Source organism: Rubrivirga sp., from assembly GCF_965213695.1.
Classification (GTDB): Bacteria; Bacteroidota; Rhodothermia; order Rhodothermales; family Rubricoccaceae; genus Rubrivirga.
The window spans coordinates 3,582,226-3,596,901 of record NZ_OZ243912.1 but is presented as its reverse complement, the minus strand read 5'-3'; the positions used below and the strand labels follow the sequence as shown (position 1 = coordinate 3,596,901).

Below are 14,676 nucleotides of genomic sequence, written 5' to 3'. Positions count from 1 at the left end.
GAGCCAATCGACGGCGGTCCCGTACGGCGAGCACGGACTCTTCCCCCACGCTCATGGCTCGCGCGCTTCTCTTCGCCCTCGCACTACTCGTCGTCTCTGCTCCGACAGCCCTCGCGCAGTTCAGCGGCGCCGTCCCCAACGACCCGATCTACGACTCAGGCGGCCCGTTCCCCCCGGATCCTGGACAGTGGAACCTCCGCGACATCCGGATGCCCGAAGCGTGGGGGATCACGACGGGGGCCGACGACGTCATTGTGGCCGTTATCGACACAAAGTTTGACCTCGACCACCCAGACCTCGAAGACGCCTAGGTCGTCGGCCCCTTCGGCTCCATCGGCTGCAACTTCTACGGCTACCAGACCAACCCGTCCGGGACGCCGACCGGCGTCGAGTCGACGCCGGGGCTCGACAGTCACGGGACCCGGAGCGTGGGGATCATCGCGGCGGCGACCGACAACGCGCGGAACATCGCTGGGATCGCCGGCGGTCGGGGGCCGGCGACGCCCCGCGTCCGGGTCCTCCCTATCGTGATCAACTCCGAGAGCAACCAGAAGGACAAGTGGACGATCTCGATCGCGCTCGCGGTCGAGTACGCCATGAACCAGGGGGCCGACGTGATCTCGATGAGCCTTCAGATCGCCAGTGCCCCGAGCCAGTTCCCGGGCGGCCAGGAGGGCTCCATCTTGATCCCCAACCGGTCTCCGTCCGTGTCCGCGAACGACCTTCTCCAACGAGCGCTCGACGCGGGGGTCGTGCTCGTCGCCGCGTCGGGGAACGCGCCGGGGGCGGCGCCGGACGACGAGCCGTTGAAGGACTCAACGCAGACACAGACGCCCGACCTCGTTCCGTCGTGCGACGACACGCGGTGGCCGGCCGTCCTCTCCGGCGTGATCTCGGTGGGGGCGGTGAAGTTCAACGGGGAGGCATGGGAAGGGACGTGCGGCGCCCCGGACCTCGTCGCCCCTGGAGGCGAGACGACGGTGCCCTCGCTGCGGCACCACCTCACCACCGGTCAGACCCCGCGGCCGGCCGACGACTTCATCCTTTACGGCGGCACGTCGGCGTCCACACCGCACGTCGCTGGCGTGGCGGCCTTGTTGCTGTCGGTGAAGCCGTCGCTGACGTGGCAGCAGGTCCGGTGGGCTCTGACGGCGACCGCCGACCCGTCGGGGTGCATCTCGGCAAGCTCGGTCCGGTGCGGGGAGGGCCTTCTCGACGCCTACGCCGCGCTCCATTACGTGCTCGAGCAGCACGGCGGCCCCGAGCAGGACGTGACGCTGACGGAGGACCTCACGGTGCCCCCGGGCGACACCTGGGACCTCGGCGCGATCACACTGCGGTTCACCAACGGGGCCCGGCTCCTCGTCCAGGGCACGCTCAACGCGACCGGGACGACGTTCGACACCGGCGACGCCGAGGGGTGGGGCGGGATCCGGTACGCGTCCGGGACCTCCGGCACGCTCGACGGCGTGACGATCCGGAACGCCGGGAACACGTCGGAGGGCGCGTTCGCCGGCGTCTGGGTCCAGGACGCGACGGTAACCATCCTCGGCGGGCTCATCGAGGACGGGCGCGAACGCGCGAGCGGCGTCCGCGTGGTCGGGAGCCAGAGCCACGTCACCATTAGTGACGAGACGACGATCCAGAACATGCCGAAGAACGGGGTCCTCGCGACGGGCCACGGGACGGCCACGGTCCACGACGCCCGGATCCTCGACAACGGGTCGTCCGGGATCGCCGCGACGACCAACGCCCTCGTCTACGTCGGGAGCCCGACGGCCGGGACCCGGGGCGTGATGTCGAACCGGATCAGGGTGAACGACAGCCAAGGGATCCTCGCCGCCTCGAACGCCGACGTCGTGCACGTCGGGGCGCCCGTGTACGGCCGGAGGGGGTACAACTACGTCTTCGACAACGGGCCCGGCGGGGGCATCGTGGCCCAGACGGGGGCGTTCCACAACGCCGGGTCCGCCTCCCAATACGCCCGCGACAACTGGTTCGAGGACAACGGCCGTTTCTCCGGTCGGTACGTCGACGGGAAAGGTCCCGACGCGATCGGGTATCACCTCGGGACGACGGTGCAGGCCCGGTACGACTGGTGGGGCCGGCCGACGGACCCCGACACGCTCGCGTTCTACGGGACGACGAAGCAGGCGCACCTCGCCGTCGACCCGATGCTCACCGGGCCCCCGGCGGCCGTCTCGTTCGGCGACTCGTTCGGCGGGGCGCCCCCGGACCCGGCCGACGTCGGTGGCGACTCGTTCACGGACGCGCTCTCGCTGGCGCAGCGGGGCGACGGGCCCGGCGCGGTCCGGCTCCTCGCGGGGGAGGTCGCGCGGCGGCCGGGGGCGCCCGACGCCGCGACGGCGCTCACGCTGGCCGGCTCGCTCGCGGCCGGGACCGACCGGCGGGCCCAGGCCGCCGCGCTCGCGCTGCTCCGGCGGGAGTCGCGGAGCGCCCGGGCGGACCACCGGGCGTGGGCCCGACGCGGGCTGATCCGGGCGTACGGCCGGGCCGGGGACACGGCCCGGATGACGGCCGAGGCCGAGGCGATGCTCGGCGACGACCCCGACGCCGTGAGCGCGCTCGTGGCCTCGCTCGTGCTGGCCTACGGCCGGGCCGAGACCGGCGACGCGGCCGGAGCGTGGGCGGCGTGGGACGCGGCGTCGGCGCTCATCACGAGCGGGGCGGTCGAGGACACGGAGTCGGTCGAGGCCGCGAGCGACGACCTCATCGCCCTGGTAGGCGAGCGGACGACGGAGGCCCGGGTCGCGGCGGCCCCGGCGGGCGTCGCAGTGGCCGAGGAGTCCACGGGGCCCGTGGGCCTCGGGGCGCCGTACCCGAACCCGGCCGGGTCGGGCGCGGTGACGGTCCCGTTCGGGCTCGGCGAGCGGGCCCGGGTCCGGCTCGCGGTGGTCGACGTGCTCGGGCGCGAAGTGGCGGTCCTGGCCGACGGCACATGGGAGGCCGGGGACTACGCGGTCCGGCTCGACGCGGGCCGCCTCGCACCGGGCGCGTACGCGGTCCGGTTGACGGTGAGCGGCGCGGTGGTCTCCGCGCGCGTGCTCACCGTGACTCGATGATGGCTCGGCCCCGTCCCTCGCTCCACCTCCTGGCCGCTGCACTCGTCCTGAGCGCGGTGGCCGGGCTGGCATCCTCCCAGACCCCGCCGGACGTGACGTGGGAGTTCGTCGGCGTTGACAGCGCGAGGGTGCGTGCGCTCGCCCTTGTCGATCCGGTCGATGGGGAGCCCTACGGGATGCCGCACCCGGCCTTCGCCAATCTCAGCTTCCCGAACATCCCGGAGTACTACGACTACGAGCGCGGGCTCTACCGGCTCGACGATCCGGCCGGCGGAGGGGCCGAGCCCGGGCCAGACCCCGCCTGGACCGTCACGACCGACTACACCCAACCGTGGAGCGTGTACGCGGACGCTTCGGGCCTCGTCATTAGCGCGGCCGGCCGGTTTGGGCGGCTCGAGCGTTCGACCGATGGGGGGAACACGTGGTCTGTCATAGAGACCGATGAGTGCGACGGCGACTCCATCGACCCCCGGATCGTCCGGACCTACGGGCCCGGCCGAGCGCGCGCTCTCTGGATCGTCGGCCAGCTCTGCCGGAGCGACGACGACGGGGCCACCTGGGCCCCCGTCCCCCAGCTCGCGGCCCCCGAGTACGTCCGACGACGGGACCTCCTCGAGCTCCCGCCCTCGGCCGCGCTCCCCGACGGCCGGCTCGTCCTCGGCGTCGGCGGCGGCGTCTTGCTCTCCGACGACAACGGCTCGACCTGGGTCGGGTCCTCGCTCACCGAGTACTTCCGGTGGGTCGGCAACGACCTCGTCCTCGTCCCCGACCCGGCCCACCCGTACGGGGGCACGGCCTACGTCTCGGCCAAGGACTTCCACTTCGAGGACCGGGGCTACATCGTCGTCCTCGCCTCCGACGACGGCGGGGCGACGTGGGAGCCCCGGCACCGGTTCGTGTTCGGCGAGCACGGGCTGGCCCGGATCGACGGGAACCCGGAGCTGGTCGCGCTCGGGGACGGGTCGCTCGTGACGGGGCTGCTCCAGACCGTGGGCGGGTCGCGCCAGGCTCTCGGGACGGTCGTGTGGTCGGGCGACGGGGGGCAGACGTGGTCCCCGCTCGGGCCGGAGCCGCCGTGGCTGGGCGAGAGGCCGCCGGCCGGGGCCTGCAACCCGGCGTGCCCGGACGGGGCGTGGCCGGGGTGGGGCGCGAAGCACCTCCGTGTGGACCGGGCGGGCCGGGTGTGGGCGGGGACGGACAACGGGGTGTGGCGGACGACGGGCCCGGCGTGGGCCGTGGCCGGGGAGGGCGGGCCGCCGGAGGGTCCGGCCGGCGTCGGGGTGTCGGCGTGGCCGAACCCGTCGGGCGGCGCGGCGACGGTGGCCGTGTCGCTGACGAGCCCGCAGGTGGTCCGGGTGTCGGTGGTCGACGCGCTGGGCCGCGAGGTGACCGCGCTCCACGACGGGCCGGCGGCGGACGGGCAGCGGTGGACGGTCGAGACGGCGGGGTGGGCGCCCGGGGCGTACGTGGTCCGGGTGGAGGGTGAGGGCGCCGTGACGAGTGCGCGGCTCGTCGTCGCCCGCTGAGGCGGACGGGCGGGGCGGGTAGTGCAAACGATTCATGCGGTCTCGCGGACGGGCGTGATACTCTGGGCCGCTCGCTCGCGGCTTCGCCCCCATCACTCGCCTCCCCCCCCGATGTCCCGCCTCGCCCTCGCCTGCCTGCTCGCCCTCGTCGCCCTGGCGTCTGCCGCCCAGGCCCAGTCCGACGACCGCCGCCGGATCGTCCTCACCAACGGCGACATCTACGTCGGCGTCGTGGTCGACGGCGACAGCGACCCCATCGTGATCCGCACGACGGACGGCGTCGAGCGTCGGTTCGCCCGGGCCGACGTCGCCGAGATCGCGCCGCTCATCAACGGCCGCTTTTTTCGGACCGACCCCGTCAAGACCCGGCTCTTCTTGTCTCCGACCGCGCGGACGTTGGGCGGCGGCGAGTTCCGCGGCGATCTCACCTACTTCTACCCCTCGATCACGGCCGGCCTGGGCGACCGCGTCGACCTGCTGGCGTCCGGGTTCGTGACCGTCGGCGACAATGCGTTCGTGACGCCGCTCGTCGGGCTGAAGGCCCAGGTGTACGCGACGGAGTCGACGACGCTCGCGCTGGGGACGAGCGCCCTGTTCGCGTTCGGCGACGGGACCGACGGGGCGTTCGTCGCCGCGCCCTACGCCGTCGCCACGTTCGGCGACGAGACCCGGGCGGTGACCGTCGGAGCGGGCGGCTTTTTCGGGGGCTCGCTGAGCTCGCTCGACGTCGAGGTGTCGAACGCGGTCGTGGTCGGGCTCGGCGCCGAGACCCAACTCAACAACGGGGTCAAGCTGTTCGTCGAGAACCTGGTCGGCTTCGGCGAGGGCGACTCGGGCCTGCTGGTCTTGCCGGGCGTCCGGTTTTTCGGGGACCGGTTCGCGTTCGACGTGATCGGGTTCCTGGCGACCGACTTCGAGAACGTCGTCGGCTTCGCGCCCATCGGCGCCCGGGCGTCGTACGGGTTCTGAGCCGATGGGCACGGCCACGGCGGCGGGGGCGTTGTCCCTTGCCGCCGCCCGGCGCCGGCCCTACCCTCTGGCGTCTCCCCTGTCGCCGATGCTCCGCCTGCTCGCCCTGCTGACGGTCGCCGCCGCGTGCGCCGCGCCCGCGAGCGCGCAGTACTTCGGGTTCGGCAAGAACCGCGTCCAGTACCGCCAGGCCGACTGGCAGACGGTCCAGACGGCCCACTTCGACGTCTACTTCTACGAGCGCGACGCGGCCCCGGGCGGGCGCGTCCTGGCCGAGTTCGCCGCCGAGGCCGCCGAGGAGGCCTACCGCGAGGTCTCGGCCCTGTTCGGGACCGACGTCGCCCGGCGGATCCCAATGCTGGTCTACCCGACGCACGGCGACTTCGCCGTCACCAACGCCGCCGAGCTGCCGATCTACTCCGAGGGCATCGGCGGCGTGACGGAGCTGTTCAAGAACCGGATCGCAATCCCGTTCACCGGCGACTGGCGCGACTTCCGCCGCGTCGTCCACCACGAGCTGGTCCACGCCGTCGTCAACGACCTGTACTACGGGGGCTCGGTCCAGAGCCTGATCCGGAGCGGCAACCGGCTCCGCCTGCCGGGCTGGTTCAACGAGGGGTTGGCCGAGTACAGCGCCCAAGGCTGGGACACCCAGTCCGACATGTACGTCCGCGAGGCGATCCTGGAGGACCGGCTGCCCGACATCCCGCGCCTGGGCGGCTTTTTCGCCTACCGCGGCGGCCAGGGCGTGTGGGACTGGGTGGCCCAGGAGTACGGGCGCGAGAAGATCACCGAGGTCCTCGACCGGATCCGCTTGGGCCGGAGCGTCGACGGGGCGTTCCGCCGGGCGACCGGGCTCGGGCTCCGCGACCTCTCGGACCGGTGGAAGCGGACGCTGCGGACGGTCTACTACCCCGAGGTCGCCGCGCGCGAGGACACCGACGCCATCGCGCGCGCCGTCGCCACGCCCGAGGTCGGCGGCGCCGGCTACCACGCGAGCCCGGCGATCTCGCCCCAGGGCGACCGCGTGGCCTACGTGGCCACCCAGGACGGCCTGTTCGACGTCTACGTCGCGCCGACGGCCGGGCGCGGGGCGCCCGAGAAGGTCATCGACGGCCAGGACAACGTCCAGTTCGAGAGCCTGCGGATCCTGTCGCCCGGCCTGGCGTGGAGCCCCGACGGCCGCCGCCTGGCGGTCGCCGTGTCGAGCCGGGGGAGAGACGGGATCGCGCTCGTCGACGTCCGCACGGGCGATGTCGAGACGGTCCGCCCGGTCGGCGTCGACGCCGTCGTGTCGGTCGCGTGGAGCCCGGACGGGACGCGGTTGGCGTTCGAGGGCACGGCCGGCGCCCACTCCGACCTCTACACGGTCGACCTGACGACGGGTGGCGTGGCCAACTTGACGCGCGACCTGTACTCGGACCACGCGCCGGCGTGGAGCCCCGACGGCCGCTCGCTCGTGTTCCACTCCGACCGCGGCGGCGCCCTCGCGGTCGGCCGGGCGACGGCGCCGGCCGCGTTCGCGGGCACGTTCGACACCCGGACGCTGGGGCGCGGCCAGTTCGACCTCTACCGGCTCGACCTCGACGACCCCGGCCGGCTTACGCGCCTGACCGACGACGACGTCTGGGACGAGACCGACGCCGCGTTCGCGACCGGGCCGGCCGGCGACCGGCTCTTGTTCGTCAGCGACCGGAACGGGATCCCGAACCTCTACGCGCTCGACTCGACCGGCACCGCGCGCCCGCTCACCGACCTGCAGACGGGCGTCTTGGACGTCTCGCTCTCGGCCGACGGCAGCCGCGCCGTCTTCCTGGCCCTCGACGACGGCACGCCGAGCGTCTTCTTCCTCCGCGACCCGTTCGGCCGCGACGACCTGCCGGCGACGCTGGCGCCGACCGTGTGGGCCCAGCGCCGGACGGGCGAGACGGGCGAGGCGCCCGCGCTCCAGCTCGCCTCGGCCACGACGCGCGACCGGAACCCACTCTTGCGCGACGCCGCCGACGGCCGTCCGCCCCCACCGCCGCCGCGCCGCGCCGGGCCGCCGACGCCCGCCGAGATCGCCCTGGCCGACTCGCTTTTGGCGCTCTTGGGCCCGCCGCCCGACCTGCTAGCGTCCCGAGACACCCTCGCCCTCGACCCGACCGCGCCCGAGCGCGGGCCCCGCGTCGACGTCCGCGCCTACGAGTTCTCGGACGCCTTCGACGACGGCGCCCGGGCCCGCACCGGCGCGCCCGAGGACCCGTTCCAGCCCGCCTTCAACCGGGACTCGACCGGCGCGCTGCTCGCTCGCGACTACCGGCTGAGGTTCACGCTCGACCTGGTCTACGCCGCCGGCGGCTACGACACGATCTACGGCGTCCAGAGCGTGACCCAGCTGTTGTTCTCGGACATGCTGGGCAACCACCGGATCGGGCTCTCGACGAACCTGGTCCTCGACTTGCGGAACGCCGACTACGTGCTGTCCTACCAAGACCGCTCGCGGCGGACGCACCTCGGGGTCCAGGGCTTCCACCTCGCCCGCCAGCTCCGCGACCCCGTCAACCCGACCATCTACCGGTACCGGAACTACGGGCTCGTCGGCACGGCGCGGTACCCGCTCGACAAGTTCCGCCGCGTCGACGCCGAGGTCGGCCTGCTGGGCGTCTCCCTCACGGACCTCTCGAACCTGGGCGAGCGCGCCCGGAGCCGCCTGTTCGCCGTCCCGCGCGTGACCTACACCGAGGACCGGACGGTGCCGGGCTTCTTGGGCCCGCGCTCGGGCACGCGGTGGGCCGCCAGCCTCTCGGGCGCGCCGGGCCCCGACGCCTTCTTCGCGACGGCCTTGGCCGACGGCCGCCGCTACTGGTCGCTCGGGCCCGGCTATGCCGTTGCCTTGCGGGGCTCGGCCGGGCTGAGCGTCGGCCCGAACCCGCAGCGGTTCTATGCGGCCGGCGTCCAGAACTGGGTCCAGACCGAGTTCGACAGCCTGCCCGTCGAGGGGCCCGACGACTTCGTGTTCGCCACGCCGGTCCTGCCCGTGCGGGGGTTCGGGTTCAACGAGGCGGCCGGCGACCGCTTCGCCCTCGTCAACGCCGAGGCCCGCGTCCCGCTCGTGGCCGCCGTGCTGCCGGGCCCGCTCCCGCTCGCGCCGCTCTACAACTTGCAGACGGTCGGCTTCGTCGACGCCGGCGTGATCTCGAACGGTGGCCTCGACCTGTGGCGAACGGTCTCCGTCGACGACGACGACGACCCGACCACGCCCGACGTCGAGCGCGAGGTGTTGGACGACGTCCTGCTCGGCGCTGGCGTCGGCCTGCGGACCCTCGTCCTGGGCTACCCCGTCCGCGCCGACTGGGGGTGGCCGTTCGACGGCAAGCGGTTCGGCGAGCGCCGGTTCTACGTCTCCGTCGGGCTGGACTTTTAGAGTTCGAAGTTCAGAGTTCGGGTGTTGGAAGTCTGTGTTCGAGAGAGCATAGAGAGCGGCGGAGCCGTCGCCGAGCGGGAGCTTGGTCGGGAGGGTCGTCCTCGTCAACCCTGAACTCCGAACTCTCCCTCACGCCATTCTCACCCCCCGCCCGGAGCCCGCCGCCTAGCTTCTCGTATCCCCGTGCGCGGTGCCCGTCCGAGGCGCTGCGCACGTCGTCATTTGAGGGGGGAGGCCGACGGCTTCCCGAACTCTGAACTCCGAACTCTGAACTCACTCCGATGCAGACCGACGTCCGAGCCGTCAACAGCGTGGACTACGTCCTCGACGTGACCGTCCCCGCCGAGGACCTCCAGCCCCAGATCGAGGCCGCGCTCCGCCGCGAGCGTGCCCAGATGAACCTCAAGGGGTTCCGGCCGGGCCGCGTCCCGCTCAACGTCGTCAAGAAGATGGTCGGGCCCCAGGTCACGATCCAGGTGGCCGAGGAGGTCATCGGCGAGGCGTACCGGACGGCCGTCGCCGAGAACGACGAGGTCGAGCCGCTCGGCCAGCCCCGGCTCGTCGAGCTCGACTTCGACCTCGACCAGCCCGACCAGCCGCTCAAGGCGACCGTCCAGTTCGGCGTCCGCCCCGAGTTCGACCTCGCCGACCTCTCCGGCGTGCCGGTCACGCGCGTCGTCCGCACGTTCACCGACGACGACGTCGACGCCGACCTCCAGCGCCGCCGCGACCTGGCGGCGACCGAGGAGGACACGCCCGAGGGCACGGCCATCACGGCCGAGCACGTCGCCATGGTCGACATCCAGCCCGTCGACGCCGACGGCGAGCCGGTCGGGGCCAAGCAGAACGCGGCCCGGATCGTGATGGCCAACCCCGACCTCCGCCCCGAGATGGTCGAGGCCCTGACCGGCCTGGCGACGGGCGATGAGACGACCGTCGAGCTCCCGCACCTCCACGGAGACGAGGAGTCCGACCACGACACCCCCGAAGGGGACGGCGAAGCCAACCACGTCGACCGCTACCAGCTCACCGTCGTCGACGTGTTGGAGCGCGTGTTGCCGGAGGTCGACGCCGAGTTCGTCAAGTCCCAAACGCGAGGCGAGAGCGAGGAGCTGGACGACCTGAAGACCCAGATCCGTGAGGACCTCGAGCGGTCGTGGGCGAACCGGGCCAACCAGGCGCTGGAGCAGAAGATGGTCGAGCAGTTCGTGCTCGCCCACCGCGACGTGGTCCAGGTGCCGGAGACGCTGACCGAGGCCTCGCTCGACGCCCTCTTCGACGACGTCCGCGAGCAGTTCGAGGGCCAGATCCCGCCGACGTTCGATGTCGACGCCTGGCGCGACGAGACCCGCCAGCAGGCCGAGGACCAGGTCCGCTGGCTGCTCGTCAAGGACCGGCTGATCGAGGACGAGGGCCTGGAGCTCTCGTCCGAGGACTTCGACGCCGAGTTCGAGAAGCTGGCCGGCGAGGGCGCCGACCTGGAGCTCGTCAAGCAGTACTTCTCGTCCCAGCCCCAGCTCCTGGAGCAGATGGGCGACCAGCTGATGAACCAGCGCCTGTTCGGCGCGCTCGAAGGCCGGTTCGAGGTCGTCGAGAAGTCGGCCGACGAGATCCGCGCCGAGGCCGAGGCCCGACGTGCGGCCATCGCCGAGGCCCGCGCCAACGCGCCCGTCGAGCTGGCCCCGGCCACCGAGGGCGTCTTCGAGGACGAGCCGACCGACGACACCGAGACGGCGGACGAGGAGGAATAGCCCCGTCTGCCCCGACCGACGGGCGCCCTCTCCCGACGTCCGGGGGAGGGCGCTCAGCGTTCCGGCCGCCGCGCCCGGCGGAACCGCGCCCGCGCGGCCGGGTGCCAGCGCCCGATCCCCCCTTTCGAACCGAGAGACCCCGCATGAGCCAGATCCGCGACTTCGTCTCGTTCTCCAAGAACCTGACCACCCTCCCCGACGACATCTACTCGGGCCCGCAGCAGGCGGCGCCCATCAGCGCGCTCGTCCCGATGGTCGTCGAGCAGACGACGCGGGGCGAGCGGTCGTACGACATCTTCAGCCGGCTCCTGAAGGACCGGATCGTCCTGTTCGGGACGCCCGTCAACGACACGACGGCCAACCTGGCCGTGGCCCAGCTCCTGTTCCTGGCCGCCGAGGACCCCGAGAAGGACATCAACATCTACATCAACAGTCCCGGCGGCGCCGTCTACTCCGGCATGGCCGTCTACGACACGATGCAGTTCGTCAAACCCGACGTGGCCACGATCTGCGTCGGGCTCGCGGCGTCGATGGGGTCGGTGTTCCTGTTGGGCGGGGCCGCCGGGAAGCGGGCCGCGCTGCCGAACAGCCGGATCATGATCCACCAGCCGTCGTCGGGCGCGCAGGGCCAGGCCTCGGACATCCAGATCCAGGCCGAGGAGATCCTCTACATCAAGAAGCGGATGAACGAGGTGATCTCGCAGCACACCGGCCAGCCGGTCGAGAAGGTCGAGCGCGACACGGACCGGGACAACTTCATGAGCCCCGAGCAGGCCAAGGAGTACGGCATCATCGACGCCGTGCTCGGCGCCGGAGTCGGTGAGCCGGCCGAGGCCATCGAGACGATGGAGGAGGCCAGCGAGGACGACGCCGAGGCCTAGCGCTCGGCCGCCGTCGGCACAGCGGGCCCGCCAGCGAGGCGGGCCCGCTTTTTCGTGGCCGTCGGTGAAGAGAGGACGGAGGTCGGAGCTTGTCTAGACACGATCCAGATAGCGGGCTAGGTTAGCCGGCGTCCAGACAGCCTCCCCATGCGCGCGCTCCTCCTCCCGCTCTCCTTCCTGCTGGCCGTCGCCGCCGGCGCCCAGACCGCCGCGGTCGCCGGCCGCGTCGTCGGCACCGACGGGGGGCCGCTGGCCGGGGCCAACGTGGTCGTCGGCGGGACGCCGCGCGGCGCCGCCACCGACGTCGACGGCCGGTTCGAGATCGTCGGCCTGGAGGCCGGGGCGGTCGAGGTGGTCGCGAGCCTGATCGGGTACGCGCCGGCCCGGGCCCGCGTCGCGCTGGCGGCCGGCGAGCGGGCCGAGGTCCGGCTCGTCCTCGTCGAGGCGACGCTCGACGCGGGCGAGGTCGTGGTCACGGCGCGCGAGACGCTGACCGGCCGGGGCACGCTCGACCTGCCCGGCTCGGGCCACTACGTCGGCCCGCGCGCGCTCCAGCGGCTCGGGACGAGCGACGTCCACCGCGTCCTGCGCGAGGTGCCCGGCGTGACGATCCAGGAGGAGGACGGCTACGGCCTGCGCCCGAACATCGGCCTGCGCGGGAGCGGCGCCGAGCGGTCGGGCACGATCACGGTGATGGAGGACGGCGTGCCCATCGCGCCCGCGCCCTACGCCGCCCCCTCGGCGTACTACTTCCCGACGGTCGGCCGGATGGACGGCGTCGAGGTGCGGACGGGCGCCGGCCAGATCAAGTACGGCCCGCGGACGACCGGCGGCGCCATCAACCTGATCGCCGCGCCCATCCCCGACGGGTTCGAGGCGCGCGGCGAGGCCGTCGTCGGGCCCCACGACCAGCGGACGCTCCACGCCCGCGTGGGCCACGCGACGGCGAGCGCGCCCTGGCTGGGCGGGGGGGGCGTGGGCGCCGTGGCCGAGGTCCGGTCCGACAACGTCGACGGGTTCAAGACGCTCCGCGGCGGCGACGGCGCGGCGCTCCTCGGCCCGGACGGCGACCCGCTCAGCACCGGGTTCGAGAAGCTCGACCTGTTCGGCCGCGTCCGGGTCGCGACGGCCCCGACGGCCGGCGTCTTCCAGAGCCTGACGCTGACGGCGAGCCGGACCGACGAGGTCTCGGACGAGACCTACCTCGGCCTGACCGACGCCGACTTTGCCGCGACGCCGTTCGCCCGCTACGCCGGCAGCCGCGAGGACCGGATGGACGCCGACCACGCCGCCTTGCGCGCCCGCCACGTCGCCGTGGTCTCGGACCGGCTCGACCTGACGACGACCGCCTACCGGAATGCGTTCGCGCGCAACTGGTACAAGCTCGACAAGGCCGCCGCCGGCGGCGCGCCGGTCGGCATCGCCGACGTCCTAGCCGCGCCGGACGCGCACCCGGCCGAGCTGGCCGTCGTCCGCGGCGACGGCGACGGGAGCCTGTACGTCAAGGCCAACAACCGCGAGTACCTCAGCCAGGGCGTCCAGACGACGGCCGGGCTCCGCCTGGGCACGGCCGCGCGTGGGGCCCTCGTCGAGGCCGGCGTCCGCCTCCACGCCGACGAGATGGACCGCTTCCAGTGGGTCGACACCTACGGCGTGGCCGGCGGCCAGTCGGCGCTGGTGGCCGAGGGCGTGCCGGGGACCGACAGCAACCGGATCGAGTCGGCCCGGGCCGTCGCCGCGTTCGTTCAGGCCGACGTGGCGTGGGGCCGGCTCGCGCTGACGCCGGGCCTCCGCCTCGAGTCGGTTCGCCTGACCCGCCAGGACTTCGGCAAGGCCGACGTCGAGCGGACGGGCGCCGACCTGGTCGTCCGCGAGAACGGCGCGACGGCGCTGATTCCGGGTCTGGGCGCGGTCGTCGACCTGGGTCGGGGCTGGCGCGTGTTCGGCGGGCTCCACCGCGGGTTCGCGCCGCCGAACAGCCAACCCGAGACCCGGCCCGAGGAGAGCGTCAACGCCGAGGTCGGCGTCCGCTACGGGAGCCCGGCGCTCGAGGTCCAGGCGGCCGGGTACCGGACGGCCTACCGGAACCTGCTCGGGAGCGACCTGGCCGCGGCCGGCGGCGGGGGGACCACCGACTTGTTCAACGGGGGCCGCGTCGACGTCGTCGGGGCCGAGGTCGGCGTCACGGCCGACCTCGCGCGGCTGGCGGGCCCTGGACGCTGGGCCGCCCCGGTCCGCCTCGCCTACACGCTGACCGACGGGCGCTTCCAGAGCTCGTTCGCCAGCGAGTTCGACGGCTGGGGCACGGTCGAGGACGGCGACGAGCTGCCGTACCAGGCCCGGCACCGGCTCTACGTCCGCGCGGGCGTCGAGCGCGGCGGGTGGAGCGCGGCGCTGCTGGCGAACGCCGTCTCCGACATGCGGGCCGTCGCCGGCCGAGGCCCGATCCCGGACGCCGAGCGGATCGGGGCCCACCTCGTCCTCGACGCCGTCGCCGAGGCGCCGCTGCCCGGCGGCCTCACGCTGACGGGCCGCGTGGCCAACCTCACCGACGAGACGACCGTCGCCGCACGTCGGCCGGCCGGCCTGCGCCCCGGGCTCCCGCGGACGGTCACGGTCGGGCTGCGGGCTCGGTTCGGGCGGTAGCCGTTGAGGCGTGGTGAAGCCGGTCGCGACTCGGCAACCCCCGCGCGGCCGGCCCGTTGGAGGCCGACCGTGACGCTCCAGACGTCCCTGCTCGCGCTCGTCCTGCTCGTCCTGTGCGGCGGGCTCGCGTCGGCGTGGGCGGAGGTCCCCGCGAGCGCTCCCATCGAGAGCCCGGCCGCGCCCGACGCGCCGCCGGGGGGGGAGGCCGAGGCGGAGGAGGCGGTCTTCGAGACCTCGGTCGGCGACCGCCCGGAGACGGACCGGCGCCTGTCGAGGAACGGAGTCGGGGCGGGGTCGGTCGAGACGTCTGTGGGGACGCCCCCGCCGGAACGGTAGCCCTCGCGCACGGCGCGAGCGACGCCCGCCCGACGGGCCCACCGAACGCCGACCCCGAGGTGGGGCCGCGGCTCTCCC

Annotated in this window: 9 protein-coding genes; all 9 read left to right on the top strand. The window is 73.5% G+C overall.

Annotated features, from left to right (window positions below; genetic code table 11):
* Nucleotides 1-53: 53 nt before the first annotated feature.
* The 9 genes from ACOOHE_RS16040 (at nucleotide 54) to ACOOHE_RS16000 (ending at nucleotide 14,598) form a co-directional block, all read left to right on the top strand.
* Nucleotides 54-311 carry a hypothetical protein gene (locus tag ACOOHE_RS16040; protein WP_420455090.1) on the top strand — a complete coding sequence of 86 codons (258 nt, stop codon included), beginning with the start codon at nucleotides 54-56 and terminating at the stop codon, nucleotides 309-311.
* A 21-nt stretch (nucleotides 312-332) separates the two neighbouring features.
* Entirely contained in the window at nucleotides 333-3,083 is a 2,751-nt protein-coding gene (locus ACOOHE_RS16035) for a S8 family serine peptidase (RefSeq protein ID WP_420457635.1), read from the top strand.
* Nucleotides 3,083-4,609 carry a T9SS type A sorting domain-containing protein gene (locus tag ACOOHE_RS16030; protein ID WP_420455089.1) on the top strand — a complete coding sequence of 509 codons (1,527 nt, stop codon included), beginning with the start codon at nucleotides 3,083-3,085 and terminating at the stop codon, nucleotides 4,607-4,609. Before ACOOHE_RS16035 ends, ACOOHE_RS16030 begins: the two co-directional genes overlap by 1 nt.
* A gap of 111 nt (nucleotides 4,610-4,720) precedes the next feature.
* On the top strand, nucleotides 4,721-5,578 hold the full coding sequence (locus ACOOHE_RS16025) for a hypothetical protein (RefSeq protein WP_420455088.1): 858 nt from the start codon (nucleotides 4,721-4,723) through the stop codon (nucleotides 5,576-5,578).
* Nucleotides 5,579-5,666: 88 nt separating this feature from the next.
* Nucleotides 5,667-8,984 carry a peptidase MA family metallohydrolase gene (locus ACOOHE_RS16020; RefSeq protein WP_420455087.1) on the top strand — a complete coding sequence of 1,106 codons (3,318 nt, stop codon included), beginning with the start codon at nucleotides 5,667-5,669 and terminating at the stop codon, nucleotides 8,982-8,984.
* A 281-nt stretch (nucleotides 8,985-9,265) separates the two neighbouring features.
* Nucleotides 9,266-10,735 (top strand): trigger factor, encoded by a 1,470-nt coding sequence (gene tig, locus ACOOHE_RS16015; RefSeq protein ID WP_420455086.1) that lies wholly within the window; start codon nucleotides 9,266-9,268, stop codon nucleotides 10,733-10,735.
* A gap of 251 nt (nucleotides 10,736-10,986) precedes the next feature.
* On the top strand, nucleotides 10,987-11,616 hold the full coding sequence (gene clpP, locus ACOOHE_RS16010) for an ATP-dependent Clp endopeptidase proteolytic subunit ClpP (RefSeq protein WP_420457634.1): 630 nt from the start codon (nucleotides 10,987-10,989) through the stop codon (nucleotides 11,614-11,616).
* A gap of 147 nt (nucleotides 11,617-11,763) precedes the next feature.
* Complete coding sequence (locus ACOOHE_RS16005) at nucleotides 11,764-14,262, top strand: TonB-dependent receptor domain-containing protein (RefSeq protein ID WP_420455085.1); 2,499 nt, start codon at nucleotides 11,764-11,766, stop codon at nucleotides 14,260-14,262.
* A gap of 69 nt (nucleotides 14,263-14,331) precedes the next feature.
* Nucleotides 14,332-14,598 (top strand): hypothetical protein, encoded by a 267-nt coding sequence (locus tag ACOOHE_RS16000; protein ID WP_420455084.1) that lies wholly within the window; start codon nucleotides 14,332-14,334, stop codon nucleotides 14,596-14,598.
* Nucleotides 14,599-14,676: the final 78 nt, after the last annotated feature.